Annotated in this window: 12 protein-coding genes; 4 read left to right on the forward strand and 8 right to left on the reverse strand. The window is 72.9% G+C overall.

What is annotated here, in order from left to right:
• Positions 1 to 60: 60 nt before the first annotated feature.
• The 3 genes from ACN261_RS01360 (at position 61) to ACN261_RS01370 (ending at position 2,356) form a co-directional block, all read left to right on the forward strand.
• A complete protein-coding gene (locus tag ACN261_RS01360) occupies positions 61 to 300 on the forward strand; it encodes an acyl carrier protein (protein ID WP_067313076.1) in 240 nt (79 codons plus the stop codon).
• Between the two features lies 1 nt (position 301).
• On the forward strand, positions 302 to 1,528 hold the full coding sequence (gene fabF, locus ACN261_RS01365) for a beta-ketoacyl-ACP synthase II (protein WP_204926395.1): 1,227 nt from the start codon (positions 302 to 304) through the stop codon (positions 1,526 to 1,528).
• A 201-nt stretch (positions 1,529 to 1,729) separates the two neighbouring features.
• Positions 1,730 to 2,356, forward strand: coding sequence for a lipoprotein (locus ACN261_RS01370; protein ID WP_425847961.1), 627 nt, complete (start codon positions 1,730 to 1,732; stop codon positions 2,354 to 2,356).
• Between the two features lie 90 nt (positions 2,357 to 2,446).
• Here the strand turns inward: ACN261_RS01370 and ACN261_RS01375 are convergent, their stop codons facing one another.
• The 8 genes from ACN261_RS01375 to ACN261_RS01410 all read right to left on the reverse strand — a co-directional run bounded on the left by ACN261_RS01375 (position 2,447) and on the right by ACN261_RS01410 (position 12,255).
• The gene (locus tag ACN261_RS01375; RefSeq protein ID WP_425847963.1) at positions 2,447 to 3,400 is read right to left on the reverse strand and encodes an ROK family protein; all 954 of its coding nucleotides are present in this window, start codon (positions 3,398 to 3,400) and stop codon (positions 2,447 to 2,449) included.
• Positions 3,401 to 3,464: 64 nt separating this feature from the next.
• Positions 3,465 to 4,916, reverse strand: coding sequence for an argininosuccinate lyase (locus tag ACN261_RS01380; RefSeq protein ID WP_425847966.1), 1,452 nt, complete (start codon positions 4,914 to 4,916; stop codon positions 3,465 to 3,467).
• Between the two features lie 9 nt (positions 4,917 to 4,925).
• On the reverse strand, positions 4,926 to 5,936 hold the full coding sequence (locus tag ACN261_RS01385; protein WP_425847969.1) for an amidohydrolase family protein: 1,011 nt from the start codon (positions 5,934 to 5,936) through the stop codon (positions 4,926 to 4,928).
• Positions 5,933 to 6,940, reverse strand: coding sequence for a creatininase family protein (locus ACN261_RS01390; RefSeq protein ID WP_425847971.1), 1,008 nt, complete (start codon positions 6,938 to 6,940; stop codon positions 5,933 to 5,935). The genes ACN261_RS01385 and ACN261_RS01390 overlap by 4 nt, the downstream gene beginning before the upstream one ends.
• Positions 6,937 to 8,718, reverse strand: coding sequence for an ABC transporter permease (locus tag ACN261_RS01395; RefSeq protein ID WP_425847974.1), 1,782 nt, complete (start codon positions 8,716 to 8,718; stop codon positions 6,937 to 6,939). Before ACN261_RS01395 ends, ACN261_RS01390 begins: the two co-directional genes overlap by 4 nt.
• A 114-nt stretch (positions 8,719 to 8,832) precedes the next feature.
• On the reverse strand, positions 8,833 to 9,906 hold the full coding sequence (locus ACN261_RS01400) for an ABC transporter ATP-binding protein (RefSeq protein ID WP_421483617.1): 1,074 nt from the start codon (positions 9,904 to 9,906) through the stop codon (positions 8,833 to 8,835).
• 93 nt (positions 9,907 to 9,999) lie between these two features.
• Positions 10,000 to 11,043 (reverse strand): extracellular solute-binding protein, encoded by a 1,044-nt coding sequence (locus tag ACN261_RS01405; RefSeq protein ID WP_088644864.1) that lies wholly within the window; start codon positions 11,041 to 11,043, stop codon positions 10,000 to 10,002.
• A 48-nt stretch (positions 11,044 to 11,091) separates the two neighbouring features.
• Positions 11,092 to 12,255, reverse strand: a complete 1,164-nt coding sequence (locus tag ACN261_RS01410; RefSeq protein ID WP_421483618.1) for an ROK family protein — start codon at positions 12,253 to 12,255, stop codon at positions 11,092 to 11,094.
• A 416-nt stretch (positions 12,256 to 12,671) separates the two neighbouring features.
• Here ACN261_RS01410 and ACN261_RS01415 point away from each other — a divergent pair, with 416 nt between their 5' ends.
• Positions 12,672 to 15,365 carry a sugar-binding protein gene (locus ACN261_RS01415; protein ID WP_425847977.1) on the forward strand — a complete coding sequence of 898 codons (2,694 nt, stop codon included), beginning with the start codon at positions 12,672 to 12,674 and terminating at the stop codon, positions 15,363 to 15,365.
• Positions 15,366 to 15,401 lie beyond the last annotated feature (36 nt).

Raw genomic sequence — 15,401 nt, forward strand, 5'->3', positions numbered from 1 at the left:
GCGACCGCGGCGCGCCGCCATCCGGCGGAGAACCAACCCCGATGAGAGGAACCCACCGTAATGACCCGTGACGAGATCACCTCCGGCCTCGCCGAGATCCTCGAAGAGGTCGCCGGGGTGAACCCGGACGACGTGGCCGAGGGGAAGTCCTTCACCGACGACCTCGACGTCGACTCGCTCTCCATGGTGGAGGTCGTGGTCGCCGCCGAGGAGAAGTTCGGCGTCAAGATCCCGGACAACGAGGTGCAGAACCTGAAGACCGTCGGGGACGCCGTCAGCTTCATCGAGGCGCAGTCCTGAGATGAGTCACGTCGACGTCGTCGTCACCGGGCTCGGCGCGACCACCCCGCTGGGCGGGGACGTCGCGTCGACCTGGGACGCCATGCTCGCCGGCCACTCCGGGGTGGGTCCGCTCACCCAGGAGTGGGCCGGCCAGCTCCCGGTCCGGATCGCCGCCCAGCTCGCGGTCGAACCGAGCGAGGTGTTGGACCGGGTCAAGCTGCGCCGGCTGGACCGTTCCGAGGCGATCGCGCTGATCGCGGCCCAGCAGGCCTGGGCGGACTCGGGGCTCGCCGACTCCGGGCTGGACCCGGAGCGGTTGGGTGCCAGCGTCGGCTCCGGCATCGGTGGCGCCCTGACCCTGCTCGCGCAGGACGACATCCTGGAGGCGTCCGGCCCGCGCCGGGTCTCCCCGCACACCATCCCGATGCTGATGCCCAACGGTCCCGCCGCCTGGGTGGGGCTGGAGCTGGGCGCGCAGGCCGGGGTGCACTCGGTGGCGAGCGCCTGCGCGACCGGCGCGGAGGCGATCGCACTCGGCCTGGACATGATCCGGTCCGGGCGGGCCGACGTGGTGGTGGCCGGCGGCACCGAGGCGGTCATCCACCCGCTGCCGATCGCCGGGTTCAGCTCCATGCGGGCCATGTCGACCCGCAACGACGAGCCGGAACAGGCCTCCCGCCCGTGGGACAAGGGCCGCGACGGCTTCGTCCTCGGCGAGGGCGCCGGCATCCTGGTGCTGGAACGGGCCGACCACGCCGCCGCCCGGGGTGCGCACGTCTACGCCCGACTCGCCGGCGCCGGCATCACCTCCGACGGGTACGACATCGTGCAGCCGCACCCGGAGGGGGCCGGCGCGATCCGGGCCATCGCCAAGGCCATCGCCGACGCGGACGTGGCCAAGGCCGACATCGTGCACGTCAACGCCCACGCCACCTCGACCCCGGTGGGTGACCTCGCCGAGATCAAGGCGCTGCACCGGGCGCTCGGCGACCACCCGGTGCTGACCGCCACCAAGTCGATGACCGGGCACCTGCTCGGCGCGGCCGGCGCGTTGGAGTCGATCGCCACCATCCTGACCATCCGCGACGGCGTCATCCCGCCGACGATCAACCTGGACGACCCGGACGACGGTCTCGACATGGACGTGGCCGCGAACAAGGTCCGCCACCTGGACGTGCCCGCCGCGCTGAACAACTCGTTCGGCTTCGGCGGTCACAACGTCGCCCTGGTCTTCACCCGCCCCTGACGGCAGCAGCAGCCTGACGGCCCGGCCCCCTCGGGGTGCCGGGCCGTCGGCGTCCAGCGTGGTCGGGCTGCGAGCAGCCGGCGGAACCGCGGAGATCATGGGCTTGGTCGCCGCAAACGGTCAGCAGGGCCGGCCACCCGTCGGCTAGCATCCGTCGGCCGCCGCAACCGACGGCGGGAACTCCAACGGGGAAACGGGACGATGATCCGACGTACGACCGCACTGGCCGCGCTCACCCTCACCCTCACCGCCGGCTGCGCCGGTGACACCACGGAGCGGGCGACGACGCCCGCGCCGTCGAGCAGCCCCACCGCCTCGCCGGTCGTCGCCGGCCCACCGTGGTACGACGACGTCGCCCCGGCCGCCGCCGCCACCACGGTCGGCCCGAAGGGCAGCGCCTGCACGCTGTCGATGACCTTCTCGGTGCCGGCGAAGTGGAAGGCCAAGGCGGTGAAGGGCGGGGCCGACTTCCAACTCGGCCCGGCGGTGCCGCTGTGCGAGATCGACGCGAAGCCGGCCGGGAACATCGGCTTCCTGCGGGTCTGGCAGATCACCGGGGGCACACCGCTGAACCCGCAGGACACGGTGGACAAGTATCTCGCCGCGTTCGACGGTCCGAAGGAGCAGCAGTACCGGCGGACCAAGGCCGGCCCGCTGGACGCCTTCGAGGCCACCTGGACCGAGGACGGCGAACCCAACCGGGCGATCCTGGTGTCCACCCTGTACGGCAGGTTGATGATCACCCTCGACGGCCTGGACACCGAGGAGTTCGAGGCGATGCTGCCGGCGTACCAGCTGGCGAAGTCGAGCGCCAACCTGCCGGAGTGACGCACCGGGTGTCCGGCCCGCCCCCTTCGCGGGCCGGACACCTGGGCCGACCGGTCCGCCCCTCACGGCCCGGACGCACGGATCGTCAGGTCAGCGGGGTGCCGGCACCGCTTCCCGGGCGAGGGTGACCGCGCCCAGCAGCGCCGCGTCGTCGGCGAACCGGGACAGCACCACGTCGGGACGGTGCGGGAGCACCTCGGCCAGCCGGTCGACCAGCAGTCCCCGGATCAGCGCGCTGCCGGCCACCCCGCCCACCAGCACCACCCGCTGCGGATCGAGCAGCAGGCAGCAGGTGACCAGGTGCCGGGCCAGCTCGTCGACCCGGGCGGTGAGCGCGTCACGGGCCGCACCGGGCAGCTCGGCCGCGGCGGCCAGCCCGGCCGCCTGCCCGGCCACCCCCAGCTCGTCGGCCAACCGGTCCAGCGCCCGGCCGGAGAAGTCCAGCTCCAGCATGGTGCCGGGCCACGGGCCGCCGGCCACCGCGTACCCGATCTCGCCGGCCGCGCCCCGGTGCCCGGCGAGGACCCGGCCGCCGACGGTGACCGCCGCCGCCACGCCGGTGCCGATCCCCACCACCAGGCCGGGGTCGGCGTCGCGCAGCGCACCGAGCCGCAGCTCGGCCAGGGCGGCGGCGTTCAGGTCGTTGTCCACCGCCACCCGGGTCACCCCGAGGGCGTCGGAGACGGCGTCGGCCAGGCGCAACCGTTCCCAGCCGGGTACGTTCGGGGCCAGGTCGATGCCGTCGGGGCGGACCACCCCGGGCGAGGCCACCCCGGCCGCCACCAGCGGCCCGCCGACCTCGGCGACCAGCGTGGCCGCCAGTTCCAGCGCCCGGTCCAACGCCTGCGGGGCACCCCGCTCGGCGTGCGTGGCGATCCGCCGGTGGGCCAGCAACCGGCCGGTGCCGTCGGCCACCCCGACGGCCATCTTCGTTCCGCCGAAGTCGATGCCCAGCAGCAGTTCGTCGGTGCGGGTGCCGGCGACGGCCCGGCCGGCCAGTCGCATGCTCACCTGGTCCACCGCCCGGTCACCACCGTCGACCACGGTCGCGACGGTGCCCCGCCGCACAGCCGGGCCGGACCGGAACCGGATCGTCGGATCGACGCGCTCACCGGCCGGCCACCTCGGCGGCGACCGTGTCCAGCGCCTCGTCGGCGCGGGCCAGCCGGTCCCGGGTCGCGGCGAGCCGGTCGGCGACGCCGTCGAACGTGCCCCGCAGGATGCCGACCTGGGCACGGACGGCGGCGGCACCCGGCCCGTCCACCTGCGCCCGGGCGAGCACCAGCTCGGGGTCGACGGCGGCGGCGATCAGGTCGGCCACGGCGTCGTCGGTGAGCCCGTCGACCAACCCGGTGGCGGCGGTCCGGACCCCGTCGGCGGTCCAGCTGTCCGGCGCGCCCGCGCGTACCAGCCGGCCGACGACCGAGTGGGCGGCCCGGAACGGCACCCCGTGCCGGGTCAGCGCGTCGGCCGCCGCGGTGGTGGTCGCGCCGGACGCGACGATCTCCTCCCGGGTCGGCGGGTGCAGCGGCTCCAGCTCGGCGAGGAAGCCGCCGACCAGGGCGAAGAACCGTTCCGCCCGGTCGTTGCTGTCCCAGAGCCGGACCTGCACGTCGGTGGTGGCGTTGTTGGAGTCCTCCCACCAGGCCGCCCCGACGTTGTTGAGCACCGACGCGGCGTCGGCGGCGCTCGCGCCGGCCATCGACACCAGGTGCTCCAGCACCACCGGGTTGCGCTTCTGCGGCATGATGCTGCTGCCCTGGGTGAAGTCGCCGGGGGTGGCCACCCACTGCCAGGTCAGCCAGTCCATCAGGGTTCGGGCGAGCCGGGCGCCGGTGGCCAGGGCCTGCGCGTTGAGGGTGCCCACCCGGACCAGGTGGTCGGCCCCGGCGACCGCCTCGTAGGAGTTGGTCACCAGGCCGTCGAAGCCGAGCAGCTCGGCCACCCGGGCCGGGGCGATGTCCAGGTCGGTGCCGGCGAACGCGCAGGAGCCCAGCGGCGAGACGTTGAGCTGGTCGATCACGTCGGCGTACGCGACGGCCTCACCGGCCAGCGCCTCGGCGTAACCGGCCAGCGCGTGCCCGATGGTGGTGGGCTGGGCGGGCCGGCGGTGGGTGTAACCGGTGATCACCACGTCGGCGTACCGGTCGGCGACGTCCAGCGCGGTCGTTCCGGTGGCCAGCACCCTCTCCAGCACCCCGAGCAGCTGGTCGCGCAGGAGCATCCGGAACACCCCGGCGTCCAGGTCGTTGCGGCTGCGCGCCATCTGCACGTCCAGTTCGGACGCGGGCAGGCCGCACGCCTGCGCGAGGGTCTTCTCCAGCAGGTAGTAGGTGTCCTCGAAGCTGCCGTCGAACGCCGGGGCGGGCTTGCCGTCGGCGCGCAGCGTGGCCAGCCCGCGCAGCAGCCGGGCCCCCCGCTCGGCCGGGATGAGGCCCTGCTCGGTCAGCATCACCACGTGCGCCTGGCTGGCGCGCACCATCGCCGGGTACAGGTGGCCGACGTGGTGCTCGTAGGTCGGGGCCAGGTGGTGCCGCTGGTAGGTGGTCAGCTCGCTCATGGCGGTTCCTTACTTCCTTCCGGGCCGGGACGCGGTGTGGGGGCCGGGTCCCGGGTTCTCGGCTGGTCGGTCGGTCAGGCCCAGCAGCCGTTCGGCGTTACCGGCGAAGATCGTGCGGAGGTGGTCGTCGGGCATCCCCAGCTCACGGCAGACCCGCAGCTGGTCGTCGAGGTAGCGGGTGACGTAGCCGCGCGGGAACCACGACGAGTCGCTGCCGTACACGATGCGCTGCGGGCCGATCGTCTCGTAGCAGCGGCGGAACAGGTCCTCCAGCGTCAGCCTGTACGGCATCCAGCGCACCCACTGGTTGGAGCCGGACGTGTCGACGTGGATGTTGGGGCAGCCCCAGGCGGCGAAGAGCAGGTCCTGCACGTGCTGGACGCCGAAGTGCGGCACCACGACGGCCAGCTCGGGGAAGCGGCGGGCCATCCGGGCCAGCTCGTCGGGGCCGCCGTACCTGCCGAAGGAGAGGCCACCGGCGCTGCCGTAGTGGCCGATGTGGATCAGCACCGGCACGCCGAGACGCTGGGCGGTGGACCAGAGCGGGTCCAGGTCGGCGTGGTCCAGCGGGCCGCGCAGCAGCGGGGCGAACAGCTTCAGCCCGCGCAGGCCCCGTCCGGTCACCGCCCGCTCCAGCTCGGCGGCGGCACCCGGCGAGTACGGGTCGTGGTGGGCGAAGCCGAGCAGCAGGTCCGGGTGCCGGTCGACCACGTCGGCGACGGTGTCGTTGCCGCCGCCGGTGACGAAGACCGCCCGCCGCACCCCGACCGCCCGCAGCTCGTCGGCCCACCGGTCGGCCTCGTCCTGCCAGCGCGGCGCGGGCGGCTCGGGGTCGGGGAAGCTCCACGCCTGCCGCCAGGCCTTCGCGTACGGGGCGGAGCCGGCGGCCCGGACGGCCCGCTCGTGTTCCCCGCCCGGGTGCATCCCGGCGGCGTCCTCGCAGGCGTGGATCGTCTCGTCGGTGCCGATCCGGAAGTGCAGGTGGAAGTCGACGATGTCGAGTCCCCGGTCCACGCTCATCGGTCTCCCCCGGTCGCCCCGTCCGCCGCCGTCGGGGTCGGCCCGACCGCCGGGTCGCCGGCCGCCGGGGCCGGGCCGTCGGGCGTCGGCAGCGGGTCGGCGGTGGGTGGGGCGGGCGGTGGGGCGGCCACCCAGGCGGCGACGATCTCCCGCAGCCGCGCGCCCGCAGTGGCCCGCACCTGCCGGCCGGCCGCCTCGGAGGCCAGCGAGATGTGCCCCGACCAGCCCTGCCACGGGTCCGGCCGGGACTCGACCAGCACGTACGGGTGGCCCACCGGCAGCTTCGGCTTCGGCGGCAGGTCCGCCACGGCGTCGAGGCGGACCGCGCCGGGATCGAAGCCCAGCACCCCGGAGGTCTCGTACGCGCCGCCGTGCCCACGGGCGGTCAGCGGCCCGTACAGCTCGGTGGTCTCCGCCGGGGTGACCAGCTGGAACCAGTTGACCAGCAGCAGGCTGGCGGTGCGCCGGCCGGAGACCCACTCCATCGCGGCCCGCACGGTGGACATGTTGGCGTCGTGGCCATTGACGATCAGCAGCCGGGGGAAACCGGCGGCGACGATCCCCTCGATCACGTCGGCCAGGTAGCCGACGGCGATCTCCGGCCGGATCGACACCGTGCCCGGCCAGGGCCGGGTCTGCCCCGGGCAGGCCGCGTACGGCACCGCCGGGAAGAGCACCCCGCGCGGCCCGGGGAAGCCGGTGGTCGTATCCCCCGGGGAGCCGGCGGCCGACGCGGACCCGGCGGCCGGGTCGACAGCGCCGCCGGCCTCGGCGACCCCGCCCGACGAGCCGCCGGCCTCGGCGACCCCGCCCGACGAGCCGCCGGCCTCGGCGGCGAAGCCCTCGGCGAGGATCAGGTCGGTGCCGAGCGGCAGGTGCGGGCCGTGCCACTCGACGGCGCCGACGGGCAGCACCGCGTAGTCGGCCGCCGCCGCTACGGCGGCCAGCTCACCGCCGGGAATCCGGGTGGCGGGCAGCAGCCCGCCACCTGCCGGCCAGGTCACGCCGTCCACTTCGCCGCCTCCCGGGTGGCCCGGCCGCCGTTCTGCAGGCGGCCGGAGAACACCATCACCACGAAGATCAACACCACCTGGAGCATGCCGTACGCGGCGGCGGTGCCGACCTCGAACGAGTACATCCGGTTGTTGATCTCGACCGAGATGGGTGCCGTCTCCGAGGTGTAGATCAGCACCGAGGCGACGAACTCACCCACCCCGTTGACGAACGCGAGCAGCGCGCCGGCCAGCACACCGGGCAGCATCAGCCGCAGGGTGACCGTGCCGAACGCCCGCCACCAGGGCGCGCCGAGGTTACGGGCGGCCTCCTCCAGCGACGGGTCGATCTGGGCCAGCGTCGCCGAACTCGACCGGAACACCAGCGGCAGGAACCGCACGAAGTACGCCAGCGGCATGATCCAGAACGTGCCGATCAGCACCTGGCCGAAACTGAACGCGTTGCCCGTGCTGAACGCCGAGATCAGGTTGATCGCCACCACCGTGCCGGGCAGCGCCCAGGCCAGCATGACCGCCACGTCGAGCAGCCCCCGGCCCCGGAAGTCGAGCCGGCGCACCGCGTACGCGATCAGCACACCGACCACCACGCAGCCGACCGTGGCGAGCAGGCTCATCTGCAACGAGTTGAGGATCGGCCGGTACGCCCCCGGGTCCGAGAAGATCGTCACGAAGTTCGCGGTGGTGTACTCCGACGGGATCACCTCGGTGGTCCACGAGCCGTCCCGGGAGAAGGCGACCAGGGCGATCGTCGCCACCGGGGCGAGCAGCACCATGGTGGCCAGCACCGAGGCCAGCAGCGCCAGCCACTTGCCGAACGGGTTGGTGATCTCCCGGCGGTGCGAGGCGACGCCCTTGGAGTGGGAACGGTAGCTGCGCCGCCCCTCGTACCAGCGCATCCCGAGCAGGAACAGCACCGACGCCACCGCCAGCACCGACGCGTAGGTCGAGGCCATCGGCAGGTCGCCGTTGGTGCGGTTGATGTAGATCTGCATGGTCATCGTCCGGTCCACCCCGAACAGCAACGGCGCGGTGTACGACGCCAGCGACGTCATGAAGACCAGCAGCGACGCCGAGACCAGCGCCGGGGTGAGCATCGGCAGCAGCACGGTGCGCCACACCCGGACCCGGCTCGCGCCCAGGTTGTAGGCCGCCTCCTCCACCGACGGGTCCATCCCCACCAGGGCGGCGGAGGCGGCGAGGTAGAAGAACGGGTACATGGTGAAGGTGTGCACCACCAGCACCCCGGCGATGCCGGTGAACGGCAGCACCGGGTTCTCGGTGCCGAACAGCTGTTGCAGACCGCGCGGCAGGATGCCGGTCTCGCTGTAGAGCAGCTGGAACGAGATCGCCCCGATCAGCGGCGGCAGCGCCGCCGGCACCAGGATGATCGCCTCGATCAGCCGCCGGCCGGGAAACGAGAACCGCTTGAGCAGGAACGCCATCGCCACCCCGACGATCCCGCAGAGCAGCACGCTGGCCGCCGAGATCCCCAGCGAGGTGAGCAACGCCGACCGGGCGACCCCGCTGCCGGTGACGAACTCGGTGTAGTTGGCCACCCCGTCCACCCCGACGCTCTCGGCGAAGGTGGCGAACATCGGCTGCACCACGTAGCCGAAGAGGATCAGCGCCAGCGGGAAGACCAGCAGGTACGGGAACCACGGCGAGTTGGCGTTGAGGCCGCGCCGGGGCCGGGCTGCCGGCGGCGGGACGGGGTCCTGGGTGACCGGCGGCACGGTGGCCGGGCTCGGCGTGGCGGGAATGGTACTCACGGGGTCACCTCAGTTCGCGACTGCGGGGCTCGCAAAACCGGCTCACTCCTCGCGCTCACGGGGTCACCTCAGTTCGCGACTGCGGGGCTCGCAAAACCGGCTCACTCCTCGCGCTCACGGGCGCACCACCCACATGCGCTGGCGGTTGAGGCGCAGGCCGACCTGGTCGCCGACGGCGATGCCGTCCGGGACGTCGATCGCGGCGACCTGCACCGGCTCGCCGGCCACCTCGACCACGAGGTTGGTGGCCATGCCGGTGAACTCCACCTCGGTCACCCGGCCGGGCAGCGCGCCGGCCTCGGTGGTCGAGGTGAGGCCGAGGTGCTCGGGGCGTACCGAGACCAGGGCGGTGTCCCCGGCGCGCAGGCCGTGGTCGGCGGGGGCGGCGACGGCGGTCTCGCTGCCGTCGGGCAGGCCCACGGTGACCGTGTCGGCGGCGGCGGTGACCACCGGCAGGCTGAGCACGTTGCTGCGGCCGATGAACCGGGCCACGAAGGCGGTCGCCGGCCGGTGGTAGATCTCCTGCGGGGCACCGATCTGGCGGACCCGGCCGGACTCCATCACGGCGATCCGGTCGGACATCGCCATCGCCTCGGACTGGTCGTGGGTGACGTAGATGGCGGTGGTTCCGGCCTCCTGCTGGATGCGCCGGATCTCCACCCGGGTCTCCTCGCGCAGCTTGGCGTCGAGGTTGGACAGCGGCTCGTCGAGCAGCAGGGTACGCGGCCGGATGACCAGCGCGCGGGCCAGCGCCACCCGCTGCTGCTGGCCGCCGGAGAGCTGGTCGATCCGGCGGTCGCCGTAACCGGCGAGGTGCACCTGGCCGAGGGCCTCGGTGATCCGCCGGGCGGACTCGGCCCGCCCCACCTTGCGGATCTTCAGCCCGTACGCGACGTTCTGCGCGACGGACATGTGCGGGAAGAGGGCGTAGTTCTGGAACACCATCCCGGTGTCGCGCTTGTTCGGCGGCCGGTGGGTGACGTCCTCCGTGCCGAACCTGATCCGCCCCGAGGTGGGGAAGTAGAACCCGGCCACCATCCGCAGGGTGGTGGTCTTGCCGCAGCCGCTCGGCCCGAGCAGGGTGAAGAACTCCCCGGCGGCGATGCTGATGTCGACGTCGTCGACGGCAGCGGTGTCGCCGGCACGCGCGAAGCGCTTGCTCACCGACTCCAGCGTGACATCGATCATGATGTCTTCTCCTTCATGCGGTACCGGACCTGGCCGGGCGGTGTGGCGGGACGGGCGGTGCCGGGGGCGGGACGGCCCCCGGCACCCGTACGGTCAGCCCTTGTTCTTGATCTGGCTGTTCCAGTGGTTGATCCACTCGGTCTCGTTCTTGCCGATGATGTCCCAGTTGACATCGAGCGGCTTGAGGTTGAGCTGGGCCAGCCACTCCGGCTGCTGGGCGATCTCCACGGCCGGGATCTGGTAGTAGTCCTTGGCCAGGTCGGCGCGCAGCGTGTCGTCGAAGAGGAACTCGATGAACTTCTGCGCGCCGGCGCTGTTGCCGCCCTTGACCGCGGCCAGGCCGTCGACCAGCACCGGGGCGCCGGAGGCCGGCATCACGTAGCCGAACGGCATGTTGGACTGGTTGGCCTGCAGCAGGATGTCCTGCAGGTTCCAGGCGCTCAGCGTGCCCTGCTGGCGGGAGAGCTTGAGGTAGAGGTCGGCCGGGTTGGCCGCGTACGCGCCCGTGTTGGCGTCGAGCTTCTTGAGCCAGTCGTAGCCGGGCTGCGGGTTGCTGCCGTCCGGCGACTGCCGCATGATCATCGCGGCGTAGATCGACCGCATGGTGCCCGAGGCGGCCACGTCACGGATGACGATCTTGTCCTTCCACTCCGGCTTCAGCAGGTCGTCCCAGTCCTTCGGGGCCTGCTCCGGGGTGAGCGCCTTGTTGTTGTACATGATGACCTCGGGCAGCAGGATCTCCCCGAACCAGCGGCCCTCGGCGTCCTTGTACTTGGCGTCCATCTTGCCGGCGAACGCGGGCTGCCAGGCGGCGAGCAGGTCCTCGCCGGCACCGGCGGCCAGCCCCTGCTGGGTGCCGCCCCACCAGACGTCGGCCTGCGGGTTGGCCTTCTCGGCCCGAACCCGCTCCAGGATCTCCTGGGCACCCAGGTTGAGGATCTCCACCTTCCCCTTGTACTCGGGGTACTTGGCGGTGAACTTGTCCACGACGAAGGTGGAGACCTTCTTGTCGCGGGCGGTGTAGATCGTCAGCTTCTCCGTCTCACCGGCGGCGGTGTCGTCCGAGCCGCCGCCGCAGGCGGTGCCGGCGGCGAGGACGGTGGCGAGCGCTCCGGCGAGCAGAAGTCGACGTCTCATGGGGTACCTCCGAGGGGTGTGGGCGGAAGAATCAGCGGTTCGAGCAGGTCAAGGGGCCGGTAACAGGGTGGGCAGCCCGGCGGCGGCGGCCGAGAGGGCGTAGCTGACCGCGCCGTGCAGCACCGCGCGGTCACCGAGCACGGCCCGGCGTACCTCGGTGGCGCTGGGCGCGGCGGCGGCGACCAGGTCCTGGAGCCGGCCGATGGCGTCGTCGTCGAGGTCGGCGGCGGCCCCGCTGAGCAGCACCCGCCCCGGGTCGATCACGCAGACGCACGAGACGATGAGCCGGGACCAGGCGTTCAGGAGTTCGTCGAGGTAGCCGGCGGCGCGCGGGTCGTCGGCGGCCAGCTCGACCAGCGCGCGTACCGGCGAGTCGGGGCGGCGGCCGGGGGCCAGTGCGACCACCTGTTCGGCGATCGCGTTCTCCGACCAGCGGGCCTCGAACGGGCCGATCCCGTCGTGTCCCCGGCCGGCCGGGTCCAGCGGCAGGAAACCGACCTCGCCGGCCGCGCCCCGGGCTCCCCGCCGGACCTGGCCGTCGAGCACCAGGCCGGCGCCGATGCCGTCGGCGACGTGCAGCAGCAGCAGGTCGGCGACGTCGGTGCCGGCACCGGCGGCGTGTTCGCCGGCGGCCATCAGGTTGACGTCGTTGTCCACCACCACGGGTACGCCGAGCGTCCGCTGGACCGACTCCCCTATCGGGCGGCCCTCGATCTGGCCGACCGAGGGGGCGAGCCGGACCGCGCCGCCGGAGATGACGCCGGGCGCGGCGATGGCCACCCCGCGCAGCGCCGGCAGCCCGTCGCCGGCCAGTTCGGGCACCGACCGGCAGATGGTGTCGACGATGTCGCCGGTCAGCCGGACCGTGCGGTGGGCGACCACCGCGCCGTCGCTGTCGGCGATCTCGCAACTGATCCGGGACGGCTCCAGCGAGACGGCGGCGACCAGTTCGGCGCGGGGGTTGAATTCCAGCATCGCCCGGGGCCGACCGGCCCGGGAGGCGCCCGGACCGCGTTCGATCAGGTAACCCTCGGCGATCAGGTCCCGCACCAGCGGGGTGAGCGTGGCAGGGCTCAGGCCGGTGAGCTCGGTCAGCTCGGCCCGGGAGAGCACCCGGACCTGGCGGGCGGTGGAGATCACGGAAAGCCGCTTGATCTCCTTCGACCGCTCCCGGCTCACCGGGCTCGTTGGTGGCGTCACCACGTCTGTCACACTTCCTTCCTACGGCGAACGAATTAAAGAGTCAAGTAACAAGTCCGTCTCAGCTGGCTCACCTCGGACCACCGGAGCAGCGAAAACGTCCGCAATTGGAAGCGATGGGCGGGTTCGGGGCACCCTTCCGGCGCATCGCAAGACATCCCGGACATCGCCCTCTTTATTTCTTCTGCAAAGAAAGAAATACCTTCCAAAGCATTGACGTGCCGCTGCGCTGGTCCCTAGCGTCACCGGGCGAAGGCCTTCCAGTGTGTACGGAACCCGTACCGCTGCCGTACCCGGTGCACCGCGTCCGACGACGCCCACCGTTCCCGTTCCCGCCGCCTCACCGTCCATCCACGACCCCGCGTCGGACGCGCCGCGTCCGACGCGGACGGTCGCTGCCCGGACACCGTGGTCCCGGAAGGATCCGCATGCGCATCAAGGGTTTCCTGCTACCCACCGCACTCGCCCTGGCCGTGGCCGGGGCGCCCGCCACCGCCGTCGCCGCCCCGGCCGACGTGCGCCCCGCCAAGGCCGTCGACCTCGACGTGCTCTTCGTCAGCGCCCACCCCGACGACGAGGCCGGCAGCCTCGCCACCCTCGGCCAGTGGAAGGAGAAGTACGGCGCCAAGGCCGGCGTCGTCACCATCACCCGCGGTGAGGGCGGCGGCAACGCCGTCGGCCTGGAGGAGGGGCCGCCGCTGGGCATCATCCGCGAACGCGAGGAGCGCACCGCGATCGGCAAGGCCGGTGTGGAGAACCTCTACAACCTCGACCGGGTCGACTTCTGGTACACCGCGTCCGCCCCGCTGTCCGAGCAGATCTGGGGCCACGACGACACCCTGGGTCAGATCGTCCGGGTCATCCGGACCACCCGTCCCGAGATCATCATGACGATGAACCCGTCGCCGACCCCGGGCAACCACGGCAACCACCAGCAGGCCGCCCGGTTCGCCGCCGAGGCGTTCGCCGCCGCCGCCGACCCGAACGCCTTCCCCGAGCAGCTCAGCGCCGAGGGCCTCAGCCCGTTCCGGGCCGCGAAGTTCCTGCGCAGCGGCGGCACCGGCAGCTCCGCCGCCGGGCCGCAGTGCGCGACCAGCTTCACCCCCACCGTCCCGACCGACCAGGTCTTCGGCGTCTGGGAGGGCACTCCCAGCGCCAGCGGGAAGACCTGGGCCGAGATCGAGGTCGACGCCCGCCGGGAGTACGTCACCCAGGGCTGGGCCGGCACCGCCGCCGCCCCCACCGACCCGACGAAGATCCGGTGCGACTTCTACACCCTGATCGACAGCCGCGTCCCGTACGACCCGGCGGACACCTCCCCGGAGGCGATCCTGCGCGGCTCGGTGCTGCCGCCGGTGACCGGTGGCCTGCCCAAGGGCACCGAGCTGTACCTCACCACCGACCGGTTCGACCTGGCCCCCGGCGCGACCGTCGAGGTCACCGCGCACCTGCGCGCCCCGCAGAACCGCGCCCTGGTCAAGCCCCGGATCGACCTGCGGCTGCCGGCGGGCTGGAAGGCCAAGGGCTCCGGCGTGCTCGCCAACGACGTGCCGTCGGGCAAGGAGCGGACCCGGAAGTTCACCGTCACCGTCCCGGCCGACGCCGCCACCAACCAGCAGCAGCTCATCGGGGCCACCCTGACCACCCGCCAGGGTGCCGGGCGCACCGACCGGGCCGTCCGGGTGGTCGCCGACGTCCGGGGCACCCTGGAGCCGCTGCCCGAGGTCGGCACGTTCCGCACCTGGGCCGGTGAGGGCGGATACCCGCAGCTGGACACCCTGATCAAGCCGGTGCTCACCATCGGCTCCGGACAGCAGCGGTCGGTCCGGATCGACCTGCGCAACCACGGCCGGGTCAGCCGCAGCGGCACCGTCACCCTCGGCCTGCCGGCCGGCTTCACCGCCGACGCGGCCACCAAGAGCTATCCCGCGCTGGCCCCCGGCGCGACCGGGGCGGTCACCTTCACCGTCACCAACACCGACGCCACCCTGCCGACCGCCAACGAGGGCGGCACGGACGGCGACTACGGCATCACCATCACCACCACCAGCGCCGCCGGCAGCACCGTGGAGACCGGCGCACTGGAGATCGTCCCGACCACCGAGGTTCCGCGCGCCGGCGACGGCACCGTCGACGGGGTCGCCTCGCCCGGCGAGTACCCCGGCCCGGAGCTGGACTTCTCCCGCATCTGGGAGGGTCAGGCCACCACCCCGCAGGACGCCTCGGCGACCGGTCGGATCGCCTGGACCGCCGACGGGCTGAAGGTGATCGTCCAGGTCACCGACGACGTGCTGGGCAAGAAGGTGGTCCCGCAGGACTGCAAGCGGCAGCGCCGCACCGACAGTGTGGAGATCATCGTCGACCCGAAGGGGAACTCGACGGACACCTCCACCGTGTTCAAGGCCGGTATCTTCCCGATCACCGACGACCCGGCCAACGGCAACCCGCCGTGCTGGCAGCGCGACGCCGACAACCGGCAGGGTCCGGGGGCGACCACCGCACCCGGGATGACCGTGGTCAGCAAGGTCAGCTCCCCGTACACCGGGTACACCATCGAGACGATGATCCCGTTCGCGGTGCTGCCCGACGCGGTGGACCCGGCCCGGATGGGCTTCAACGTGCTGGTCTACGACTCGGACACCCAGGACCTCAGCTCGCAGTCCCGGCTGGGCTGGTCCACCTTCACCGGCGTCCGGGCCGACCCGTACCGCTACGGTCTGGCCACCCTGCCCGGCTACCAGCCGGCGGCCCGGCAGCCCAGCACGCCGGTGTTCCCGGACACCTCGGCGCGCAGCGTGCACAGCCCGCAGACCATCGCCCAGTCGGCCGTCGACGGGGTGGCCCCGGCCGCCGTGCCGAGGCTGAAGAACTCGGCGCTGCGGCTGACCTCGGCCCAGCGGGTCACCGACGGCGTGCAGGTCACCATGCGTGCCGACCGGGCCGGAACCGCCTACCTGTACGCCTGGGACGGCGACACGGCCCGGGGCGAGCACACCGTACGACTGGCCGCCGGTGACCGGGTCACCGTGACGGTCCCGACCAGCGGGGGCACCCCGACGTCGCTGCTGGCCGCCTTCGAGTCCGGTGGCGCGGCAGTGGCCCAGCAGGTCCCGCTGAACTGATCCGGCACCGCGGTACCCGTGGCCGGTCGTCGACTT

It is taken from the genome of Micromonospora sp. WMMD723, from assembly GCF_049863385.1.
Classification (GTDB): domain Bacteria; phylum Actinomycetota; class Actinomycetes; order Mycobacteriales; family Micromonosporaceae; genus Micromonospora; species Micromonospora wenchangensis.

Bases quoted from the DNA above. Each gene is read 5' to 3' on its own strand.
- ACN261_RS01360 (WP_067313076.1), top strand. From the start codon at position 61: ATGACCCGTGACGAGATCACCTCCGGCCTCGCCGAGATCCTCGAAGAG.
- fabF (WP_204926395.1), top strand. From the start codon at position 302: ATGAGTCACGTCGACGTCGTCGTCACCGGGCTCGGCGCGACCACCCCG.
- ACN261_RS01370 (WP_425847961.1), top strand. From the start codon at position 1,730: ATGATCCGACGTACGACCGCACTGGCCGCGCTCACCCTCACCCTCACC.
- ACN261_RS01380 (WP_425847966.1), bottom strand. From the start codon at position 4,916: ATGAGCGAGCTGACCACCTACCAGCGGCACCACCTGGCCCCGACCTAC.
- ACN261_RS01385 (WP_425847969.1), bottom strand. From the start codon at position 5,936: ATGAGCGTGGACCGGGGACTCGACATCGTCGACTTCCACCTGCACTTC.
- ACN261_RS01400 (WP_421483617.1), bottom strand. From the start codon at position 9,906: ATGATCGATGTCACGCTGGAGTCGGTGAGCAAGCGCTTCGCGCGTGCC.
- ACN261_RS01405 (WP_088644864.1), bottom strand. From the start codon at position 11,043: ATGAGACGTCGACTTCTGCTCGCCGGAGCGCTCGCCACCGTCCTCGCC.
- ACN261_RS01415 (WP_425847977.1), top strand. From the start codon at position 12,672: ATGCGCATCAAGGGTTTCCTGCTACCCACCGCACTCGCCCTGGCCGTG.